The 22,635-nt window shown below is 38.9% G+C and carries 22 protein-coding genes and 1 tRNA gene; 13 read left to right on the top strand and 10 right to left on the bottom strand.

Features of this window, described 5'->3' with window-relative positions:
• The first annotated feature begins 19 nt into the window (after positions 1-19).
• The 9 genes from KT990_RS08320 to KT990_RS08360 all read left to right on the top strand — a co-directional run bounded on the left by KT990_RS08320 (position 20) and on the right by KT990_RS08360 (position 11,331).
• Entirely contained in the window at positions 20-1,309 is a 1,290-nt protein-coding gene (locus tag KT990_RS08320; protein WP_218208612.1) for a tyrosine-type recombinase/integrase, read from the top strand.
• Positions 1,310-1,417: 108 nt separating this feature from the next.
• Positions 1,418-2,434: a hypothetical protein gene (locus tag KT990_RS08325; protein ID WP_218208613.1), complete on the top strand. Its 1,017-nt coding sequence runs from the start codon at positions 1,418-1,420 to the stop codon at positions 2,432-2,434.
• Between the two features lie 114 nt (positions 2,435-2,548).
• Positions 2,549-2,836, top strand: coding sequence for a helix-turn-helix transcriptional regulator (locus KT990_RS08330; protein WP_218208614.1), 288 nt, complete (start codon positions 2,549-2,551; stop codon positions 2,834-2,836).
• A 90-nt stretch (positions 2,837-2,926) separates the two neighbouring features.
• Positions 2,927-3,142 carry a helix-turn-helix domain-containing protein gene (locus tag KT990_RS08335; RefSeq protein ID WP_218208615.1) on the top strand — a complete coding sequence of 72 codons (216 nt, stop codon included), beginning with the start codon at positions 2,927-2,929 and terminating at the stop codon, positions 3,140-3,142.
• Complete coding sequence (locus KT990_RS08340) at positions 3,139-3,495, top strand: hypothetical protein (RefSeq protein ID WP_218208616.1); 357 nt, start codon at positions 3,139-3,141, stop codon at positions 3,493-3,495. The genes KT990_RS08335 and KT990_RS08340 overlap by 4 nt, the downstream gene beginning before the upstream one ends.
• A gap of 111 nt (positions 3,496-3,606) precedes the next feature.
• Positions 3,607-3,978, top strand: coding sequence for a hypothetical protein (locus KT990_RS08345; protein ID WP_218208617.1), 372 nt, complete (start codon positions 3,607-3,609; stop codon positions 3,976-3,978).
• The gene (locus KT990_RS08350) at positions 3,975-6,101 is read left to right on the top strand and encodes a DUF3987 domain-containing protein (RefSeq protein WP_218208618.1); all 2,127 of its coding nucleotides are present in this window, start codon (positions 3,975-3,977) and stop codon (positions 6,099-6,101) included. The genes KT990_RS08345 and KT990_RS08350 overlap by 4 nt, the downstream gene beginning before the upstream one ends.
• Positions 6,102-6,898: 797 nt before the next feature.
• Entirely contained in the window at positions 6,899-8,092 is a 1,194-nt protein-coding gene (locus KT990_RS08355; protein WP_218208619.1) for a Fic family protein, read from the top strand.
• A gap of 467 nt (positions 8,093-8,559) precedes the next feature.
• Positions 8,560-11,331, top strand: a complete 2,772-nt coding sequence (locus KT990_RS08360; RefSeq protein ID WP_218208620.1) for a DNA methyltransferase — start codon at positions 8,560-8,562, stop codon at positions 11,329-11,331.
• A 110-nt stretch (positions 11,332-11,441) separates the two neighbouring features.
• On the opposite strand, the gene KT990_RS08365 is transcribed toward KT990_RS08360, so the two are convergent.
• The 5 genes from KT990_RS08365 to KT990_RS08385 form a co-directional block, all read right to left on the bottom strand.
• Positions 11,442-11,717, bottom strand: coding sequence for a hypothetical protein (locus KT990_RS08365; RefSeq protein ID WP_218208621.1), 276 nt, complete (start codon positions 11,715-11,717; stop codon positions 11,442-11,444).
• Between the two features lie 48 nt (positions 11,718-11,765).
• Positions 11,766-12,236 (bottom strand): hypothetical protein, encoded by a 471-nt coding sequence (locus tag KT990_RS08370; protein ID WP_218208622.1) that lies wholly within the window; start codon positions 12,234-12,236, stop codon positions 11,766-11,768.
• The gene (locus KT990_RS08375; protein ID WP_218208623.1) at positions 12,236-12,508 is read right to left on the bottom strand and encodes an ECs_2282 family putative zinc-binding protein; all 273 of its coding nucleotides are present in this window, start codon (positions 12,506-12,508) and stop codon (positions 12,236-12,238) included. Before KT990_RS08375 ends, KT990_RS08370 begins: the two co-directional genes overlap by 1 nt.
• A 622-nt stretch (positions 12,509-13,130) precedes the next feature.
• Entirely contained in the window at positions 13,131-13,664 is a 534-nt protein-coding gene (locus KT990_RS08380; RefSeq protein ID WP_218208624.1) for an ImmA/IrrE family metallo-endopeptidase, read from the bottom strand.
• Between the two features lie 3 nt (positions 13,665-13,667).
• Positions 13,668-14,018, bottom strand: a complete 351-nt coding sequence (locus KT990_RS08385) for a helix-turn-helix domain-containing protein (protein ID WP_218208625.1) — start codon at positions 14,016-14,018, stop codon at positions 13,668-13,670.
• A 977-nt stretch (positions 14,019-14,995) separates the two neighbouring features.
• Here KT990_RS08385 and KT990_RS08390 point away from each other — a divergent pair.
• Positions 14,996-15,223 carry a hypothetical protein gene (locus KT990_RS08390; protein WP_004647282.1) on the top strand — a complete coding sequence of 76 codons (228 nt, stop codon included), beginning with the start codon at positions 14,996-14,998 and terminating at the stop codon, positions 15,221-15,223.
• A gap of 204 nt (positions 15,224-15,427) precedes the next feature.
• Positions 15,428-15,503 (top strand) — tRNA-Thr (locus KT990_RS08395).
• A 76-nt stretch (positions 15,504-15,579) separates the two neighbouring features.
• On the opposite strand, the gene KT990_RS08400 is transcribed toward KT990_RS08395, so the two are convergent.
• The 3 genes from KT990_RS08400 to KT990_RS08410 form a co-directional block, all read right to left on the bottom strand.
• Positions 15,580-16,428, bottom strand: a complete 849-nt coding sequence (locus tag KT990_RS08400) for an SAM-dependent methyltransferase (RefSeq protein ID WP_218208626.1) — start codon at positions 16,426-16,428, stop codon at positions 15,580-15,582.
• Positions 16,429-16,431: 3 nt separating this feature from the next.
• A complete protein-coding gene (locus tag KT990_RS08405) occupies positions 16,432-17,739 on the bottom strand; it encodes an FAD-dependent oxidoreductase (RefSeq protein ID WP_005173177.1) in 1,308 nt (435 codons plus the stop codon).
• Between the two features lie 414 nt (positions 17,740-18,153).
• On the bottom strand, positions 18,154-19,032 hold the full coding sequence (locus KT990_RS08410) for a pirin family protein (RefSeq protein WP_100329487.1): 879 nt from the start codon (positions 19,030-19,032) through the stop codon (positions 18,154-18,156).
• Positions 19,033-19,340: 308 nt separating this feature from the next.
• On the opposite strand from KT990_RS08410, the gene ycaC reads away from it, so the two are divergent.
• Together ycaC and KT990_RS08420 are read left to right on the top strand one after the other, a co-directional pair.
• The gene (gene ycaC, locus KT990_RS08415) at positions 19,341-19,967 is read left to right on the top strand and encodes an isochorismate family cysteine hydrolase YcaC (protein ID WP_005095149.1); all 627 of its coding nucleotides are present in this window, start codon (positions 19,341-19,343) and stop codon (positions 19,965-19,967) included.
• A gap of 143 nt (positions 19,968-20,110) precedes the next feature.
• Complete coding sequence (locus KT990_RS08420) at positions 20,111-21,034, top strand: LysR substrate-binding domain-containing protein (RefSeq protein WP_218208627.1); 924 nt, start codon at positions 20,111-20,113, stop codon at positions 21,032-21,034.
• 81 nt (positions 21,035-21,115) lie between these two features.
• On the opposite strand, the gene ahpC is transcribed toward KT990_RS08420, so the two are convergent.
• A complete protein-coding gene (gene ahpC, locus KT990_RS08425) occupies positions 21,116-21,679 on the bottom strand; it encodes an alkyl hydroperoxide reductase subunit C (RefSeq protein WP_005173184.1) in 564 nt (187 codons plus the stop codon).
• A gap of 329 nt (positions 21,680-22,008) precedes the next feature.
• The gene (ssb, locus tag KT990_RS08430; RefSeq protein WP_005095120.1) at positions 22,009-22,599 is read right to left on the bottom strand and encodes a single-stranded DNA-binding protein; all 591 of its coding nucleotides are present in this window, start codon (positions 22,597-22,599) and stop codon (positions 22,009-22,011) included.
• Between the last annotated feature and the right edge of the window lie 36 nt (positions 22,600-22,635).

The raw sequence follows: 22,635 nt of genomic DNA on the forward strand, positions 1-22,635 counted from the left end.
ACAACCAGGAGAAATCAGTATGGCAAAACAGTCTAATAAGCTGACTGCTAAACAGGTTAAAAATCTTAGCTTTGATGTGGCAGGCGCAAAGAAGCAGAGACACCCAGATGGCGGTGGTCTGTATTTATTGATTGATGAAACCGAAGCTAAGTATTGGCGCATGGATTACCGCCGACCGGTAACACAAAAATATAACACCTTGGCAATTGGCACCTACCCAACGGTCAGCCTCGAGCAGGCAAGGTCCAAACGTGATGAATTTAAGAAGATGCTGTCAGATGGTATCGATCCAGCCGAGCAGCGCAATAATAAGAAACGTGAGCAGCTAGAAACTCTAGAGAATACTTTTAGTAAATTTGCTACCGAATGGTTAGAGCTGCGCAGACGTGAAGGAAAGGTGGACAGTGAAACAATACGCAAACTTGATAAAGATATACTCCCCTTTATTGGAAAGTTACCAGTAGCACAACTGACCACTGAGCAACTGGAGCGTGATGTGACCGATGCACTTGTAGAACGTGGTGCGCTTGAATCGGCTAGACGTGTGAAGTCAATTATAAATATGGTGCTTAAACTTCCATTAAAGCGCCGAATCATCACCTATAACCCTGCTCCAGACATTAGCCTACCTCAACCAATAAAGGGCAATCACAATGCTGTGACAGATGAGAGAGAGTTAGCCGATCTACTCCGTAAAACGTGGCGCTTAACCAAAGACTTTCCACGTACACGGATCCGAACTGAGTTAGCAATAAAGCTATCAGCGTATATTTATCAGCGCCCAGGAGAAATCAGAACCTTACTATGGGAATCGGTAGACTTTGAAAATAGATGCCTATCATTTGCAGCAAGTAAAACCAATCAAGACCATATCGTGCCGTTATCAATTCAGGCTTACGACATTCTCAAAGAGCTTGAGGGCATGCGGACCACTTCAAAATACGTCTTTCCAAGTGTCAAAACCTCATCTGAGTGCATGAGTACAGATACCCTTACCCAAGTATTAAAACGATTAGGTTTTAAAGGGAAACATACAGCTCATGGATTCCGCGCAACGGCGCGAACCCTGCTGGATGAGGAAATCGAATACAGAACCGACATTGTGGAGCATCAGCTTGCACACAAGGTTAAAGACCCAAACGGTACAGCTTATAACCGAACCAAGTTTTTGCGCCGTCGACGCGAAATGATGCAGCTATGGGCTGATTATTTAGACACACTTCGTCAAGGCGGGGATGTATCAAGGTTTAAGCCAAATGATGATGGTGAAAATTTGATTCAATTTAAGCAGAGCATCAAAACTGCATGATTATCAAGATTATAGAATTGCTAGGTATAGGAAGCATCCGACAAGCAATTACCCAACTTGTTTACCTAGTTACTTTTTTTGGGTGTGTCGTGGGAGGCATAAATAAAAATGAGTGATATTAAACACCTAACCCCTTTTTATTCTCTTAAAGAAGCTGTTGAACACCTTAATGAAAAATATAAAAAGTATTTGTTTACTGATAGTTCGTTATTGAAGCAATTGTTAGCTTATAAAATCCCCACTCATGTTTATAGCTTTGGTTTGACTACCTTTGGCAGTGAGTTCATTTTTAAAAATGATTTTCTGCCAAGAAAGGAAACACTAGGATGGCTAGATAAAAAAGAGAGCATTGTTGCTGATTTAGGTGAATTTTTAAGAGTAGAAGGAAGCAAAACTGGTCTATTTTTAGAATTAAGACATCAAGATTTAGTACAAATTTATATGCAAAAACAGGTAATAACACATTCATTTAAAGATGTTATTCCATTTGAATATATAAGTAATGCAACCAATTTAAGGGAAGTTATAGATGAGATATGGAAAGCTACTATTAACTATGTAAATGAAAAATCACACCACAATTTGAAAAAACAAGTCGATGATACGAAAGAACTATTTGATAATTTTATTTCGGTAGAGGAAATTCTCAACACTAAAAATATGCAGGACTTTTTATATAAGGAACAATATTTAGATGTAAAACCACAAATAATAGAAGTTGATAAAAATATTGGTCATCTAAAAGATTTCTGTTTTTTTAAAATTATTCCTGAAGATGTATTTATATTAAGCAAAAACTTAGCACTTCTTGAAAAGTATTTAACTGGAGAAGAAGTATATGCACAAAGCCAAAAACCCTTAATTAAAATTACACAATCTCCAAAAGGTAAGAGCAAGGATAAAGAAATGGCCCAATTAGCAGCTAAAACCTTAGCCAATTATCTTTGGAATCAAGATACAGACAATAAAATTAAAATTAAAGAAATGGCTATCACAGTTCACGCTGAATTAAACCGGACCGAGCATCGTAACGAACTACCCGACCAGTCCGTATCATTAAAAAAATGGATAGAAGATATAGCACCCGAATATGCGAGGGAAGCTGGCAGGCCAAAAGAAATATAGAGCAAGTGAAACTCAATCTATATTAAGTGCTACTTACTTACTATTAACACATAAATAACAACAACATACTACCTCTAACGCCGTTGCAATACGGTATATAGTTAGAGGTTTTTTATGTCCAATGAAAAATTCAATCATCCCCCAAAAGGTTTTTACCGTATGTCACAGCTTGCGACTACGGCTGCACGTAAAGAACGTAAGTACACCTCCACAGATGGCACAACTCGAATCATCAAGGCACGTCCTGAACGTCAAGGCGTTCTTCCAATGGGTGAAACAACTATCTGGGACAAAGTACGTGCTGGCGAGTTCCCTGCTCCAATCAAGCTAACCGAACGCATCACCGCATGGCGCATTGAAGATATTGAAGCATGGATGGCTTCAAAAGGATTGGAGACTTAAACATGATGCAGCAGCACAAAGAACCTGCGCTTCCTACCAATGGCTTTTTGATTAATGCCAACGTGAACCCGATCCAGCGAGTGCAAGAACATGAATAACACCCAATTGCGGCAAGTTTTAGACCATTTAAAACAATTCAAAACCATTACACCAATCGAAGCATTAGATAAATATGGATGCTTTCGTTTAAGCGCCGTCATTCTAAAGTTACGTGATGCAGGCTATGACATAGTGACTCATCGTGAGCGAAATAATAAGTGCACTGGTACATATGCTCGCTATGAATATAGAGGGCTGCAACGGTGAAGGATTTATTTTTTGACCTTATTAAAGGTTTATTAATGGGCATTTGTTTTGTTGTGATTTGCTTAATTCTTGCAAGTATAAACAGTTCTGTTTATTCTAAAACCGTTCATCTACATGATGAACTAGCTTTGGTCGGCTATAAAAGTAACATAGGCGCACAGTCCAAAAGGGCTTTTTTTGTGCGTAATATCTCTATGCGCTCGCATGTTATGGTGGAGCTGGAGAGGGACACCTTCGGGTGTGCAGGTTCCCTATGTTGCCTGTCGACCAACCCTTTTCAGCTTTGCCACCCTCACTTGGTCGTGACTGGCAAGGCTTCTATTAAAAACATAGGAGCGCATTCTCATGCCTAAAAATATCCATCAAATTACACGCCAACGCATCAATTCCGCAGACTTTGCACAAAAACAGGGACTATTTAAGCGTATTTCCTCCATTCTAAAAAAAGTACGGGGAGAGTAATCATGCCTAATCAAATTAATACCGAGTCATTTGTTAATCCTGAATATCAATCAAAAGAAAGAATCCAAGCATGGATTAAGACAATGTCCGATGACATAAGTTATTGCTCTTATATTGCTATCGGCATGGTAAATAGTGAAATTTCTTATCCTTTAGGTAATTGGAATATTCCTTTTTATTCTTTTGAAGAGGCATATCAGTTCAAAAAAGCCGCTCAGTTAAAATACCCAGATATTAATTTTGGTTTTATTACTGGAGCTTTGCATACCGATAAAGCAATGGAAGCCGTTTCTTGTGTGTTCTGGGCTAAATGGCAAAAGAAACATAATGAGCGTATTTCTTTATTAGATAATAAAAAGGCGGTGTTACTGTGAATAACACCGCCCAAAACTTTCAGCAAGACTATGATAAGCCTGGTGACATTCTAACGCATTGCACACAGCTTGTATCATTTGATGATGCTTATTCATCACATCCATTAATACAGCGTTTTGGCAGTCCTGAGCAGCCAATCTATGTTGATGATGGCAATGTGGATATAAACGGCGTTACCTATGTACAGCCTTTGATTCTGCCTGTCTATGATGGGCAAATGGAGCTTATACAGTGTGTCGTCATGCAAGATGGGCAGCGTGTGTCTGCCATCCCTGATGAATTAGCTAAGGGCTTTGCCAAGTATGGTGACTTTCATCATAACAAGCCTGTCATTATCACGTATAACCTGGAGGCATTCTTTAAGATTGCCCAAACCGGTTACGCCGTGGCTTTGGTGTTATTGCCTACCTTATGCAGCAAACATGGGACAGAACTCAAGCCGTTTGATTTTGAGCAAATCCAATTTGTGATTAATCAGTTATCAAAGGCAGGTTATTCAAAGCTATATATACCTGTCAGACCTGAGCAATTAAACCTTGAGCCATTTCAAAAGTTAGAACAAAACACGGCTGTAAGATTGCTTAACCAGTATTTAAAAATTGGTGTGAGTGAGTTTTTTTATCAGTTCAATAAAGAGGATAACACCGCCGATATACAGGCATTTATTGATGAAGCGATAGAGCGATTAAATAAGCCGGCTGAATGGGGCGAATTATTGCCGTTATCCCAATCAGAAACCACTTTAAACCCTTACCCTATTCATGCACTGCCACCACTGGCACAAGAGGCAATAATAGCTATATCTGAACACGTACAGTCACCAATTGCCATGACTGCCCAATGTGTTATTGGTGCAATGTCGCATATTGCTCAGGCGAAAGTAAATGCACCTCATCCGTTTAATGCACACGGCGAGCCATGCAGTTTATTTCTGCTGACCGAGGGACAAAGCGGAAGCCGTAAGAGTACAAGCCGAAACCTAGCAGATCAGGCAATTATTAAGCATGAACGCAAACAGTACGAGGCATACAGACAAGAGCTGGAGCAATGGAAAAGCGGACAGGCTGCGCTACCTAAAAAAGACCGTGAGGCATATTATGCAGAGAATCCGCCACCGAATGACCCTAGCACCCTATACAGTGACATAACCCTTGAATCTATTGCAGGGCTTTTTATTGATGGTGTTTTAAATAATGCGTCTATTGCCAGTGATGAAGCAGGGCAATTTTTTGGCGGTCATAGCATGAAAGCCGATACACGTAATCAAGCACTAGGAGGCTATGCCAAGTTATTTGATGATGGTTTTGTGGAACGTACCCGATCTAAATCTAATTTGAACGGCAGTGGTCGGGCTTATGACGTTCGGCTCACATTCAATTTACAGGGGCAGCATGAAGTTCTAGCAGAGGCATTAAAAGACCCAGTGTTAAGGGGACAGGGTTTTTTACCTAGATTTATTCTGACTATCCCTGAAAACCTAGCAGGCACACGCCTACAGGATGCAATCTATCGAAATAAAAACGCAAGCACTGACCATAGACTTATAGCCTACTGGACACGTTGCGAATATCTACTTGATAACTGCCCACACGTGAAAGCAGAGCATGAGCTACATAATGGCCGTTATGTTTTGCCTATGAACGATGAGGCAAGAGAGATAGATCAAGAGTTTTATAATATGTTTGAGATGCTACAAGGCAAAGGAAAACGCTACGAGTATCTGCAAGCGTTCGCCAGTCGTGCCAGTCAATTAGCGCGCCGTCTAGCTACTGTATTTGCTTATTTTGAGGGCTTACAGTGGATTGATGCCAAAACCTTAAAAGGGACTTGTGAGGTCGTTAAGCACTCTTTAAATGAATGGGCAATGTATGCAGATATTGAGGTTAAAACTGAAAGTGATGCAGAACGCCTAATTAAGTGGATGACCAAAAAGTACTATGAAAAAAAGACTGACCGTATGACTTACTCATATGTTCAAACTTCATGCCCTAGACCAATGCAAAAGAATAAAAATCTCTTGGAGATGGTTATCGAGCAGTTGATAGATTCGAACTATATCAAGGTCGAGTTAATCGGGCGCACTAGATACATTGTAATTAACCCTTGCCTAATAAAATTATGACTAAATGACTAAATGACACTAAAAGCATTGCTAAAACATGCTTTACATTTAGCAATCATTATCTAATTAAGTGACTAATTGACTAAGCACAAAATTTAAAGCGTTATTAAATTTAGTCGCTTAGTCAGGTAAGTTTTAGTTAACTACTAAACTTAAAGTCTTACCCATAAATGATTACTGGGATAATTAGTCATTTAGTCAGGCTTTCAGAGAACAGAGAAAAATTAAGAATGAAATGTCAAAGTTATCATTGTGAAAAAGATTCCCATACCAAAACCAGTAAATTAAGAAATTAGACCAAAAACAAAACCATTGTGATGGCGATACTAGACCATACTTCAAAATCTAAAAATTTTCTTGGATAGTAGTATTGCTAACGACAGCGCTACAACTTCCACATTCTGGAAGGATAGGAGAACAAATAAACTTAAAGCTACTATTTACCGACACATAAGCCTCAATAGCCTATTAATCAAGATTCCTAATAAAATCTTTTTAAAAGCAGAAAAAGCTACCCCCAGAGTAGCCTGCGTATTAAAAAACAGAAAGAATACCGCTAATAGGGGGTACAGTCTAAATGTGTAATAACTTACTACAATTGCCTTGATGGTTATAAGTTGTTTGTTTTATTTTTAACAATCATAACTTATTGATATCTAATAAATAAAATCACACCTTCTTTTCTTGACATTATATTTGACATTTTTTTTGACATTTTAACAATTAAAAATTGACTAACTAATTGAAATACAATATTAATGTTTTGACATTTTCTTTGACATTTTCACTGACAAAATATGCCTGAACAAAGTAAAACTTGGGTTGATGATACTACCCTTAGAGTTATGACCTATAGGTCAGGCTCTTTTACATTTCAGCTGGGTTTTGAACTACAAGAAGTTCGACCTCTACTTGATAGAGTGAATGATTCACAAAATCGTTTTAATAAAATTCCTAGCCTGTCTTTAATTATTGATGAGGTACAAGAAAAAGTACTTGCCAGCAGTGTTTATAGCACCAACACTATTGAAGGAGGTCAGTTTACAGAACAAGAAACAGCTAATATTTTAAAACAAGACCCTAAAAATATTCAAAAATCCGAAGAAAGACGACTTACCAATTTAAAAGAGGCTATTAATTGGGTTAAAAATGCTAGTTCAAAGCAATTAAATCCTACAGTCGGTAAGCCTTTTGAGCTTGCTACTATGTTTCAACTACATACGTTAGTATCTCAAAATTTAGAAGACCAACATAACCCAGCTGGACAATTACGAAATAATCAGCCAACACAAAAAACTATTGTAGGTAATGATGCCCATGGAGGAACCTATAGACCACCTAAATGCATAGAAGATATTGAGTATTTAGTTCAAGCATGGGTAGATTGGTTAAATAGCCCTAATATCATTAATCAACCAGCAATTGTTCGTGCATGTTTGGCTCATTATTATTTCGAGTTAATTCATCCATTTTGGGATGGTAATGGACGTACTGGCCGTTTAATTGAAATGTTTATTTTAGAACAATCTGGCTATAGATTTAGTTCTTCGGCTATATGGAAATACTATCAAATAAATATTCATCAATATTTTGCATTATTTAATTATTGTCGAAAACAAGCTGATAGAAAAGAGGAAAAATCAAATCAACCCTTTATAGATTTTGTATTAAAAGGAATGTTTGAAACAATTGAGTATTTACATGATGAAAGTAATAAATTAATTGAATTATTACTGTATCAAACAGCTCTTACTCATGCCAAATTTAGTAAGAAAATTTCTGATAGACAATTTAATTTAATTCATAACTTAATGAGAGCCGTTGGTGAGAATAATAAATTCTTATCTAAAGCTGAGTTATACCGAATTCCACAAATTCAATCGCTATACAACGGTAAGGTAGAAAGAACATTCTATCGAGATATTGATAAGTTAATTGATCTAAATTTTTTATCTGAACAAGATGGACTTATTCTTGTAGGTTGTAAATAAGAGCTCTTTAAGCCCTCCTTTCGATGAGGGCTTTTTCTTGACAAACATTTTGACATATTTTCTTTATTAATCCATGTAAATACTTGATAAGAAAAATTTTTCTATTGACATTTTTATTGACATAAACTACCAAGAAATAGTCTCAAAACGAGCTTTTTTAACATCTAGCTTTTACGCTGTAAATTACTAATATAAAACAATAGCTTATATGGATTTAAACTGAAAACTTAGGGTTGTTTTAGCTATTTGAGGAAATAACCCCATGAAGCTCCATGTCAAGTACTTTTTTATGATGGATTTTACTGGCAAAAACTTTCATTAAAAAGATGGATAGGTAAAACAAACAATCAGCGTATATACTTCGAATTGGTTAGGGGGTAACCAAGCCATAATAGGTTTAGCAAATAGAAAATTTTTATTCAGTTCAGTTGAAGCTAATAAAGCAAAATATTTATGTGAGGGTATCTGTGTCAATTTCACGCAATCAAATCATTAAGAATGCCCGTAAGTTTAGTAAAGATTGGAAAGATGAGATTAGTGAAAAAGCTGAGTCTCAAACATTCTGGAATGAGTTTTTTGCGGTTTTTGGCATTAGCCGTCGTCAAGTCGGGATATTTGAAGCCAAGCTTACTAAGCTTAATGGGCATCGTGGTTTTATTGATGTGTTCTGGCCGGGTAAATTGGTCTGTGAGCAAAAAAGTCGAGGTCAAGACTTAGAAAAGGCTTTCCATCAAGCTATTGGATATTTGGAAGCGACTGCGAAAGTCGATCCTGCTCAATTACCTCGTTATGTAATTGTCTGCGATTTTGAATTTCTTCGATTGTGTGATTTGGAAACACAAGAGCACACCCAAATTCCTGTTGCTGAGTTAGCCGATCATGTCCACCTCTTCGGTTTTTTACATGATCAAATTACCGAGATTAAACAAGCCGAAGAAGCTGCCAATATTGAAGCAGCCGAGAAGATGGGAAAGCTGCATGACCAGTTAAAAGCAATTGGTTATGATGGTCATGCACTCGAAGTCATGCTAATTCGTTTGTTATTCTGTCTATTCGCTGAAGATACTGGAATCTTTGCTAAGTACCAGTTTACAAACTTCATTCAGCGTAAAACCAAAGCGGATGGTTCAGATTTAGCCCCTCAAATAGCTATGCTGTTTCATGTATTGAATCAACCAGAACAACAACGCCTCAAAAACCTAGATCAAGACCTTGCAGACTTTGCTTATATCAATGGGCAGCTATTTGCAGAACCATTACCCCCAGCATCATTTGATGATGAAATGCGTAACTTGTTACTTGACGCTTGTGAAATGGACTGGAGCAAGATTTCCCCTGAAATCTTTGGGGCTTTGTTCCAGTCGGTGATGGATGCTGAACAACGCCGTAGCTTGGGCGCACATTACACCAGTGAAGAAAATATTCTCAAAGTTATTTCATCTTTATTTATGGATGACCTTCGAGCTGAATTTGAAGAGTTAAGAAAAAAAGGAAGGGGAAAAGCTAAAACTGCTGCGCTTGATACCTTTCATGAAAAATTAGCCAATCTAGACTTTCTAGACCCAGCTTGTGGTTGCGGAAATTTCCTAATCGTTGCTTATAGGGAGCTACGTTTACTTGAACTGGATGTGATTGAAGAAATCTATGCCAAAGGCCAGTTACTCGATGTATCTACGATTGTGCGCTGCAATGTCAGTCAATTTCATGGCATTGAAATCGAGGATTTTCCAAGTCAAATTGCACGTGTAGCCATGTGGTTGATTGACCATCAAATTAATATGCTGGTTTCAGAACATTATGGAACGCACTTTGCACGTATTCCATTAAAGTCAGTAGCAGATATTCAAAATGCCGATGCTTTATCGGCTTTATGGCCTACAGTTGATTATATTTTTGGTAATCCGCCATTTATTGGTAAGAATTATCAAACACCTGAACAGAAGCAATCCTTAGCTCAGGTAGCCTCAGATTTACCAAATTTCGCCTCTTTAGATTTTGTAGCAGGATGGTATGTTAAAGCAGCAAAGATTATGCTGAAATCTCAGTATGTTCGGACTGCTTTTGTTTCAACTAACTCAATCTGTCAAGGTGAACAAGCACTTCTGCTTTGGAGTTTTATTTTAAATAAAGGATTCTCTATTGATTTTGCTCATCAAACCTTTGTTTGGCAAAATGCTGCGAGAGGAAAAGCAGCGGTACATTGTATAATTGTAGGATTCTCTATTAATAACTTAAATAAGAAATACTTATTTGAATACAATAATCCTAAAGAGACTCCCGATAAAAAAGAAGTAAATAATATCAATCAGTATTTACTAAATGCTCCTACCAATTTTATTGTAAAAAGGCCTAAAGCCTTACCTTATGCCCCACTTATGACTAGAGGTAGTCAACCTACTGATGGTGGAAATTTATTATTAAATTTAGAGGAAAAAAATGAACTCGAAAAAATGAATCCAATAGCAAAAGAGTTTATTAGGCCTTTTGCAATGGGAGATGAGTTTATTAATAACACACCTAGGTTTTGCTTATGGTTAGTAGATATAGCGCCTTCTCAATTAAAACAAATGCCTCTGGTTATACAGAGAATTGAAAAAGTAAAAATGATGCGTCTTGCTAGCACCAAAGCATCAACTAAAAAATGGGCTGATAGAGCACACTTATTTACTGAAAATCGTCAACCTACAACAAGTTATTTAGCATTACCTCGGGTTTCTTCTGAGCGTAGAATTTATGTACCTATCGGTTTTTTAGGTGCAGATTTTATTGCAGGAGACAAACTACAAATTATTCCAAATGCAACTCTATATGATTTTGGAATTATGTGTTCAATTATGCATAATGCTTGGTTAAGGGTGGTATCAGGACGTTTAAAAAGTGATTATCAATATTCCGCATCAGTTGTTTATAATAATTTTCCTTGGCCTTCAAAACTAACAGATACTCAGAGAAAAGCTATTGAGGATGCAGCTCAATCGGTATTAGATGCCCGTGCTAAATATCCTGATAACTCTTTAGCAGATTTGTATGACCCATTACTAATGCCTAGTGAGTTGCTTAAAGCTCATCAAGCTTTAGATAAAGCCGTGGATGCTGCGTACTCACGCAAAAAGTTCAATTCTGAGGCAGAACGAGTTGCTTTTCTATTTGAACTCTATGAGCAGTATGTTGAAGTAGAAAAAGCGGAGCAAGAGAAATTAGTCAAAACTAAGAAGCCAAAGGCAAAAAAAAGACAATAGAAAGTTAAAAAACCCTTATTCATTTTAATGAGTAAGGGCTTCCTGAAAAGATGAATTCTTTTCAACTTTAAAGATAAAAAAAAAGCAAGTTTAATACTGGCTTTTTGTTTCTAGGCTGTTTGTTTTTTAGGGGTTAAAGCCATATGGAAAATCATACCCATAATGATTGATGTACCAATACTGCTAAAAAGATGCTGCTCAATAGCGAAGTTTGGTTGCATTGCTTTAATGCCTAACCACACCATTACGCTTAAGAAAAACCAGACTAGCGTTAAAGCTTGTTTTTTGTTTACTGACCAATTGGCTATTTCTGGCTTTGAATTAACAACCACTTTACCAACAGCAAACGAAACCACAGCATGAATGACTAAAAGAATAAGCCCCATATATCCCCCTATTTTTTATGATTAAAAAAAAGCACTTTAAAGTATTTTTTATGGGACAGTTAGTATCAATTCTTTCTTTTGGTTGTTACCGGTTTCATCTTCCCATTTTATGAAAATACTATGCTTCCGCGGAGTTTCCCAACACATGGCAGCCAAAAGTTCAACTGAATATTTAGAAGTCATATCAATTGGGAACTTACTTTCAATATCATCCCAAAGTAATGGAATACCGTCTTGTGCATTAAAATCTATCGAAACATTTTTAGCTGTCCCCAATCCGTCATTCCATAATTTTAAGCGATGCTGATTAGTTCCAATTTTATGATATCGACCTTTTATATCTGCTTTTAGCTTAGATACTACTTCTTCTTGCTCCTTTTGAATCAAGAATTCATTTAGCTTTATTTCCATATCTAACAAACCAGCTTGACGCTGGTTTGTTTTATGGTTTTGGTAAATTGCATATATAGAAACTATCAATGCTAAAAATGCAATAATATCCCCTGTATCAATTGTCATTATTTCACCTTGAAGTTTTTACTATTTTTAAAGATATTTTTAATATCTTTTTGGAACTGTTTTTTTACCTCATTAATTGCCTTATCAACCATTTCTTTTTTATGTTGCTCAATATTTTCAGTATTAGCTTCTTTCAACTCATCTCTAGTAAATTCAGTTGAACATGAATTACAAACAATTGAACTGTTTTCATCTTCATTATGCTTAAACATATTATCAGCACAAACTGGGCAATTCATTTCTATAGAGCGGCTTTTTTCTTTAAATTTCATAATCTAATCCTTATAAATATTTTTTAGAAATACTTGCAAAATGGAACTTGGGAGAAAAGAAAATTTTCACAAAGATTCCTAGTAACAAAGAAAATAACTAGAATAAATATGGCACCAGTAATCATTAGAAATATACTTGAGGTCTTCCAGTTGACTACATCCTGATTCCCGCAGTGTCCACAGTAATAATAGTAATTTTTTAATCTTCTGCCGCATTCAGGGCAATTTTTATGGTTTATTAGATAATTTGACATTTTAAAACTCCATTATTTGTATAAAGCACACAGGCAAAATTACCTGTGTACCTAGATCATTTAAGCTGCACATGGAACTAGAAAAGCCCATGCCTCATAACCATACTCATGCGCATCTAACACCTTGCCAGAATTGCCTCGTACTTTACGAAATCTACAAAAGATCCATTTCATGCCTTTCGGCGGTTCTTGAGTACCTAACTTCTTAAGCACATAGCTCACCTCCTCTCCCAAGGAGATTTGAAAAGCTTACTTAAATGATCTACAATGAAGTTCCTTACGCTTTACTATAGTCATCTAGGCGAGCCGAATAGCCCTTGGGTGTACTATCCGAAACTGATATGAGAGATAACTTTCATATCAGTTTTTCATTTTAATGAGTTAAATTTATTTCTTGCTGCTTTATAGCCAACCTGAAAATTCTCTTGAATTTCTTCAATTGATAAGTCGATACATGCTTGTGTTGGCATTAGTAGCTCAGCTGCAAAAGTATCAGCCTGCCATTCAGAATCTTCATAGTGTTTATGTCTGATCGCCCCACGTGCTAAAGCAAATCCTTCGTGGAGAATAAGATGCCCAATTTCATGGGCCACAGTGAAACGAGCACGAAAATGCTTTGGGTCAGTTACATCACACAAAGCATCATAGGTATCAACACGAAGAATAACTGTCATTGCATCTGGATTAGTTAAAGCCTCCACATCAGGCATATCCTCAATTTCCCAGATATCTAAAACCACTCCCAATTCATGCAATCTATGCTCTAAACATCGACTTAAATCTATTGGCTGGTTCAGTGATAGTTTAAAAATCCTGTCACGAATGATTAATGCTTTTTGTTTTATGCTTTGTTTGCTTAAAGGTGCGACTTTAACTCCTCTAGGCATACGTCCAGATGTCATTTATTAATTCTCCTCAAGAATTTTTCTAAGTTTAGCCATATCCAAAGTATCATCTTGAATTCTTCTAGCAAACATAAGAGCAATTTCTGCTTCTTCTGGATTGCTTGTTCGAACACTCACATTATCAATACTTTGACTTGCAGCATGCGTTAACAACTTTTCTTCATCTTTCTTTAGATCTAAAGCATTTGTAATTTTTTTAATTAATTCAGCACTTATAGGCTTTTTACCTGTTTCAACAGCTGATAAGAAAGCTGAACTAACACCAATAGAAGTCGCAAGTTCATTAAGATTGATATCGTAATCAATCCTAAGTTTTCTCACTGTTTTTCCAAATTCTGTTAGCTTAGACATTTTCATAACCCTATTGCTTAACTCATCCTCTATTGAATGAGTAAATACCATCACGGTATAAACACATAATATAGATTATTGTAATAAAATCAACCTCAAGGTTAATTTATTTTTTTATTTACTTTTACATCACCATTCAGGCTCAAAATTTATAGAAATCGTGACAACTGAATAACTGATTTAGATCGAAGCAGTCTAATTAGACAAACCTCAAATTTGCGTTCACCTGATAAAAAATCACTTGAATTCCTACTAGATGTAAAATCTTAAAGGGCAACACTGCAGACGTGGATCGGGAAAAAACAGTAAAATCACTTATATTTTTTTAAGCTAAAAAATCAGTTTTATGTTCAAAAACACTCGAATCGAGAAATAAGGAATCTAATTGATGATACGTGTACTGATACTTCAACTCTGAATACTTGTCGGTATATTTGTCGGTACATATGAATTTATAAAAATTTATATTTATTTATTTCATATGCTTATAACTTGTTTAAGACTTCCTCTCTCACCGCCAGAATTTAAAAACCCGAATCACATGATTCGGGTTTTTTATATTTAATTTTATCCATCATCTGATTAGCAAAAAAATCATCTGCCTATTTTATAAAATATTGTTATACATTACTTTAATCAGAGCATTGAATTGATATCAATCCTCGTTCATAAAAATCTTTTGCAACACAACACTTACGTTCAATTCTATTTTTAAAAATCTTCATTTTTCATCAGCCAAAAAACTGATAAATTGTGCAGTTTCTGTACGCCATTTATTTCAGGTTTTTATTTATGTGTTCAAACAAAAAACTGGCACAGAAATAGCTTAATTTTATTGTCATCAAAGCTATGTTATGTTGCTTATAAATCAACTAAAAGGAGAATAAAAACCACAGGATAGAAAGAAATAACCAAGTGAACCGGGCCATTCAAATTTGAAGTTAAAAAATAGATACACTGCTATTCGGAGAGCGAACATGAATAACAGCGCAAACTATGCCAAACAGATTAAAAATGCAAAACGTGGCGGTTACACCCCAACCATTGCCAAGGACATCAATAAACATAAAATTCAAAAAGCCTTGAGACTCATCGAACAGTGGAGAAGCCTCGCTCAAGAACTCAAACCTCAAATGCAGTTTGATATGGCCTTTACTTTAGAGGAATGTGCACAAGAATTAGATCGCATCCTAAAAAACAGATAAACCGTATAACTGACTCATATCCAGAACCAATCCTGTGCTTTCACCCTCGCCCATATCTACACATATGGGCGATTTCTTTGCGCATAGCCAAAAACAGAACTTTCCATCCATCGGGTCAAAATAAACAAATCCTGCCGAAACAGTTTAAACGGTTATTTTTTGGCTTGCGTGACCAAAAAAAATCTGTAAAATGCACTCCACCATGCCGGCATAGCTCAGTTGGTAGAGCAACTGACTTGTAATCAGTAGGTCCACAGTTCGAATCCGTGTGCCGGCACCATATCTTAGCCTCGCTTTTTAGTGAGGCTTTGATGTTTCTGGGTTTTGGTATTTTCAGCTGAGTCTTCTTGCACTTTCTAGTGCTTCGATTGTGCTGTCACTTGCACATATCTCACGATCCCTTCCTGATATAATTTTCGGCATAGTTTCGCTGTCATCTGAATTTTAAAATGATCCAGTTTTGAGCCTTGAGCCTGATCATCTGATGCTTTTGAATTCAAAGTTTTTTGCACGTAATCCGCAAAGCCGGAAAATACCGGTTCGGACAGATCCTGAATCTGAATATTTTTAAATTCAAAACGGTCCAGACAGGCATACAACGCACCGACAGACATTAAATCTTTTAAATTCACATCGGCAGATTTCAATAAAAACTGATATTTACGCCGTTGTAATGCATTTAAATTTTCCCAACGCTCGGACAAAACCAGATGATGAAAACCAATCCGCGCATTTGAATTTAAAACACTGCGGATCTGCTCCAAGAATAAAGGCACAGGACTGTGATAGGCTGCATCTAGGCACAACACCACATCAAAATGCTGGGAAAATTGTAATTCGTTTAAACGCAGAAACGAGGCCTGATAGATGGCATTCAGTTCTGGCAGATGTTGCTGAATAGTGGCCACGCAAGCCGCTTGTAATTCGACACCGGCTAGATATTGCACTCGGTAGTGCTGTTGCCAGTGCAATAAACTTGCACCCTGACCACAGCCCAGATCCAGTAATTTATCTTTTGAATTCAAATTGACACACTGCGCGAGCTGATCGGCCAGCGTGCGACAGGCAGCAACATAATCCTGCTGTCCTGCCTGCCAATAGCCCAAATTACTCCAAGGCAATTGCGCCTGATCCCCCAGCGCCGCTGCATGAATTGCATATTTATGCTGAGGAAAGCGCTGACGCAGTGCCTGAAGCCATTGCATCAATTAATAACCCAGTTGCGGAGCAACCTCGACCACAGGTTTTAAACCCTGAAACGGTAAAGGCGCACCGAAAATTTCCGCAATCTTCATCGCTGAGGTCACAGCCGATTCTAGAATGGGCAAACCGTCACATGACCATGAACCGCAGAAAAAGACTTTGCGATTGGCTTCCAGATGACGCTGCTGTAATTCCTTGTTCAGCGCCACGGTATTGGCATCGACCACCGCACGCGTCAGCATGACCGAGGTAATCACTTTTTTCGGATCAATCTCGGTCACCGGACGCCAAGTCTGGAACACTGCCGACTTGCCGACCAGAGAAGGTTCAATCGAGTTGAGCCACACTGTAAATTGCTGACGGGTAAACTTACGATCCATCATATAGCTGAGCACAGCCCAGTCTTTACGTTTTGGCGGCATCACGCTGGCATCGGTATGAATCACCAGTTCACCCTGTTCAAATTTGAATTTCTTCAATAATTCAATTTCACTGGCAAACTGGGTTGGATCCAGGAATTGCTCAATTTTAGTGGTTGGCGTCGCGACAATAACCCGATCAAACAGTTTTGAATAACCGGCCGCATTTTCAACTTTGACCTGATCGCCCTGCTCTTGAACCAGTGTAATCGCTGAACCATCTTCAATATGAATACCTTCCACCAGTTTGTCGACCAGCGCCGGTGTTCCGCCTTGCAGGCGTAGTAAGGCATCGCCATCAGTCAATTGACGCAGGAAAATCAATAAAGGTTTCGCCGGCCATTCACCAATGGTTTTCGGATTGCAGGTACAAATGGTATACAGTACCGGCATTACGGCGCCATGCCAGAACACTTCTTCAATCTCATTGCGATTGATAAATTCCGCCAGGCTGATGTCCTGATTTTTCGACTTAAAAAATTTGGTTAATGCCACTTTGAGCTGCAACAGGCCCTTGACCAGACGCCAGCCGTACTGCTGCAAGCCTTTACGGTTATTGATAATTGGAATATTGCCGATACGGCTACGCGATGTGGTCAGCCAGGTTTCAGTTTTATCTTCAAATAACCAGCTGCAGGCCATATAGGTACGCACCGGATAAGTTTTAATGCCCAGATACGTGGCCAGACTCAGGGTGTTTTTCCACAGATAAGGATTCATCACACGTAAAGGTGCATCAATTAGCCCCCCTTCAAATTCAAGGCTATGACTGTCCATGCCACGACCTGGAAGTGCTTCAAAAATCGTGATGTGATGTCCTGCATCCTGGAGAATTCTGGCTGTTGCCAGTCCGGCCATGCCACTACCAATTACTGCGATATCCAAACTGATCATCCGTCATTGAAAAACTACAGAAATTATGTACCATGCGCCAATCAAACAGGTTATTAAAATCTTCCAGAATATATGTTTTTCGTAAAGGCAATTGGACGGGATAAAATCTGCTTTTCACTATTTTTTTGAACAGGTTACAAAATTCACCAAACTCAGGATTTTATTCATATTTTTTCCATATAACCAGAAAAATCACTTTAAAAACAAACATCTTAATTAACCATTTTTATAACCTTTGGTTGACAAACGCCCTTGAAAAACCTATGATTCACAGCATAATAAAACCATAAACCCATCAGATTCCACCAAGATGAGTTTATGCGTAAATTATTTAAAACGACAAGAAACTACAGCGCCTTATAAAATAAAAGCCTCTGCGAAAGCAGAGGCTTCTTTGTTTAACCGCTCGGTGTACTATTCAGCCTGCACCGCAATTTCACCAAATTTACCCTGATTAAAATCTTGAAATGCCTGCATAATTTCTTCCTTGCTGTTCATTACAAACGGGCCATAACCTTGAATGGGCTCATTGAGTGGCTCGCCTGTCAGTAACACAAACTGGGTATCCTGATAGGCTTGCAACTGAATCGCCGGATCTCCATCACGGGCAAACATTATAATTGAGCTGTCCAGGACTTTCTGGCTCGCATTGACCACCAGCTCACCCTTCAGCACGACTAACAGTGCATTATGCCCGGCAGGGATATGTAATGTGGTTTCATATTCCGCTTTCAGTTCACCATCCCAGACATTGATCGGACTAAAAGTATGAGCAGGACCTTGATGACCAGCAAACTCACCTGCAATCACCCGGATATGCCCCGCCTCTTCATCCATTTCAATCCGCGGAATAGCTGCCGCAGTGATCGCCTGATAACGTGGTGTGGTCATCTTGTCTTTGGCCGGCAGATTGACCCAGAGCTGTACCATTTCAAAGAGACCGCCATGTTTGGCAAAATCTGGAGAATGAAATTCTTCATGGACTACACCTGAGCCTGCGGTCATCCACTGCACATCACCTGCCTGAATCGTGCCGCCACCGCCACTTGAATCTTGATGCGTCACTGCCCCCTGATAGGCTAACGTCACTGTTTCAAAACCGCGATGTGGATGTGAACCCACGCCATGTTGTACAGTCGTCGGATCAAAATGATAGGGCGCAGCATAATCCAGCAACAAAAACGGACTGATCGCCTGACCTAAACGGTCATAGGAAAACAGATTTTTGACCGGAAAGCCATCACCGACCCAATGCATGTTTTGATTACGGTAAACACCAATTACTTTTTTCATCTTTTAACTCCTATTACGATAGGATGAACATGCAGCCAGTTTATGCCGGGCCAAGATGCGCTGATAGTCCTAAGCTGGAATACAGTATCTTATATATAAGACAATCTTTGCTTTAACTTCCCGAATTCAACACAAATAAACTAAAATTTTGGTCTAAATTTTTAATTATCCTATTTTTAAGATTATTTATCCCAGAATTTGGGCTTATTTTGTCCTGTTTTTAGCTCTAATATAAAAATCACCACGTCCCGGAACAACCTGGGTTTGATCCAAGACGGGATGCTAATTTTATAGAGAGGAACAGAGAAATGGCAAAACCTTATGTACGTTTAGACAAAGACAATGCAGCCGTATTACTTGTAGACCATCAGACTGGTTTGTTGTCACTGGTTCGTGATATTGACCCAGATAAATTCAAAAATAATGTATTGGCGCTTGCGGCAGCAGCAAAATATTTCAATTTACCGACCATTTTGACCACCAGCTTCGAACAAGGCCCAAATGGTCCGTTGGTTCCTGAGCTGAAAGAGCTATTCCCGGACGCACCTTATATTGCTCGTCCAGGGCAAATTAATGCCTGGGATAATGAAGATTTTGTTAAAGCGGTAAAAGCCACGGGTAAAAAACAGTTGATCATTGCTGGCGTGGTGACTGAAGTATGTGTCGCCTTCCCGGCGCTGTCTGCACTTGAAGAAGAATTTGACGTATTCATCGTGACAGATGCATCTGGTACCTTTAATCACCTGACACGTGATGCTGCATGGAACCGCATGTCACAGGCTGGTGCACAGCTGATGACCTGGTTTGGTCTGGCTTGTGAACTGCACCGTGACTGGCGTAATGATATCGAAGGTCTCGGCAGCTTATTCAGCAATCATATTCCTGACTACCGCAACCTGATGAATAGCTATAGCCAGAATACTGCACAGAAATAAACCATACACATCTCTAAAATAAGCGGCCTTCGGGTCGCTTTTTGTTGGAACAATTAAATTAATCTGGCTTGGAAACAGTTTAGCCTGGCCCGGATTTCCCCTATGATGGGCATTGTATGAGCGCAGGGCGATTGAGGTGAAAGGTGCATTCTTTTGATGACTATTATTATTTTTATCTGGTGGTCAAGCATGGCGGCTTCAGTGCAGCCAGTGACATCTCCGGAATCACCAAATCCAAACTCAGCCGACGTATTTTAGAGCTGGAAGCCCGTTTCAATGTCACCCTGATTCAACGCTCAACCCGACATTTTAAGGTGACCTCACTGGGCCAGGAATTTTTTGAGGAATGCGAAAAGCTGATTCAACAGGTGGACTGTGCCCGTAATGTCTTGCTCAAGCAGAAAAGTGAACCACAAGGCCTGGTCAAGCTGAGTTGTCCTTCGGTGATGATGCGCTACCAGATCCGCAGCCTGCTGAATGAATTCCTCAAGACTTATCCCAAGGTTCAGGTAGAAATGGAAATTACCAGCCGGCGTGTCGATGTGCTGCATGATGAGATTGACCTGGCGATCCGCACCAACTTTGAAGCCAATGAAGATTCCAGCATTGTCGTTCGCGATGTGATTAAAACCACGCATTGTCTGGTTGCCAGTCCGGAGCTGTTGCAAGGCCGTTCGATACACTACCCCACTGAGATCAATGACTTTCCGACCATCGTTTTAGGCACGCAGAAAAACCACTATCAATGGCATCTGCATCGTATCGACAGTCATGAACAGATGGATATCCCCCTAGAACCCCGCATCAAAAGCAACGATCTGGCCGGCGTATACTATTCTGCCCTGGATGGCCTGGGTATTGCCGATCTACCCTTGTTAACCGTAGAAGCAGATCTCAAAGCTGGTCGCCTGACCCATCTGCTGCCAGACTGGTGTTCCAATATGGGAACCGTACAACTGATCTATGCCTCACGCAAAGGTCAGCGCCTGGTGATGGAAAAACTGATTGAACATTTGGTCGAAGGCTTACGTGCCCAGGCAGAAGGCCATCAGGGCTATACCATTTAAATTGCGCTGTCATGCTGAGCAGCCAATAAAAAAATCCAGCACTGAGTGCTGGATTTTTTGCTTCGAAAGCAAGTGAGCGAATTAGATTTTACCCACTAAGTCAATTGAAGGAGCAAGAGTCGCTTCGCCTTCTTTCCATTTCGCAGGACATACTTCACCTGGGTGAGCGTGTACATATTGCGCTGCTTTCACTTTGCGAAGCAGTTCAGCTGCATCACGACCAATACCACCAGCATTGATTTCAACGATCTGGATTTTACCTTCTGGATCGATCACGAAAGTACCACGATCTGCCAGACCTTCAGCTTCAATCAATACTTCAAAGTTTTTCGCCAAAGTCCAGGTTGGATCGCCGATCATTGGGTACTGGATTTTACCAATTACGTCAGAGGTATCGTGCCAAGCTTTATGGGTGAAGTGCGTATCGGTTGATACACCATAAATTTCTACGCCCATTTTCTGGAATTCAGTATATTGATCAGCAAGATCGCCTAATTCAGTTGGACAAACAAAAGTAAAGTCAGCAGGATAGAAGAATACAACCGACCATTTACCTTTCATGTCCTGCTCGGACACTTCCACAAATTGACCCTTGTGGTAAGCAGTGGCGTTGAATGGTTTGATTTCAGTATTGATTAAACTCATGAGACCTTTCCTCGTATATTGGTGAGATTATTCATTCGATGAAGATAGAATACGAAAATTTCTTAAATAGGTAAAACCGTAAGTTTTTATAAAAATAATCGTTTTTTTAGATTTAAGATTTCTATGAGGATTACTGATCTGATTGATTTGCTCAATATGGAGCCTAGAATTTGGAACATAAGCCGAGCAGTTAAAATATAATTTTTTGTAACTTAGGTTAGCAATGATAAAGCTCTGAGCTCTATCCAAACTAAACAAAGCAAATTCAAGACATAAAAAACCCACCGGATTCAGGTGGGTCTTGGATGAAGATTTACCGTTCTGATAAGTTAAAACGGAAGATCATCATCTAAATCAGCTGCAGGCGCTGCTGTTGGTGCAGGTGCAGATTTCGGTGCAAAACCACTCGGGTTATTGTTGCCATAACCGCCACCCTGATTGTTGTTGAAACCGCCTTGCTGCGGCGCTGAACCATAACCCGACTGCGGATTATTGCCATAACCGCCACTTTGGTTGTTACTCGCCTGATTATTGTTATTAAAACGTGGCTGGTTAAAACTGTTGTCGCCCTGCTCGCCTTGTGAACGATTCGAGTCCAGCATCTGCATTTGATCACCACGGATTTCCGTTGTATAGCGCTCCTGACCATTTTGATCAGTCCACTGACGGGTACGTAATGAACCTTCAATATATACTTTAGAACCTTTACGCAGATATTGCTGCGCAATTTCGCCTAAACGGTTATGCAACACGATACGGTGCCATTCCGTTTGTTCTTTACGTTCACCGGTACTTTTATCTGTCCACGAATCGCTAGTGGCGATCGAAAATTGAGTGAGAGAACCACCATTTGCAAAAGTTTTGGTTTCCGGATCTTTACCCAAAGTACCCACTAAAATGACTTTATTTACACCACGCATTTGCTGTTTACTTCCTATATATTTCTGTATTTTACT

Source organism: Acinetobacter sp. F9 (assembly GCF_019195275.1).
GTDB classification, from domain to species: Bacteria; Pseudomonadota; Gammaproteobacteria; order Pseudomonadales; family Moraxellaceae; genus Acinetobacter; species Acinetobacter pseudolwoffii.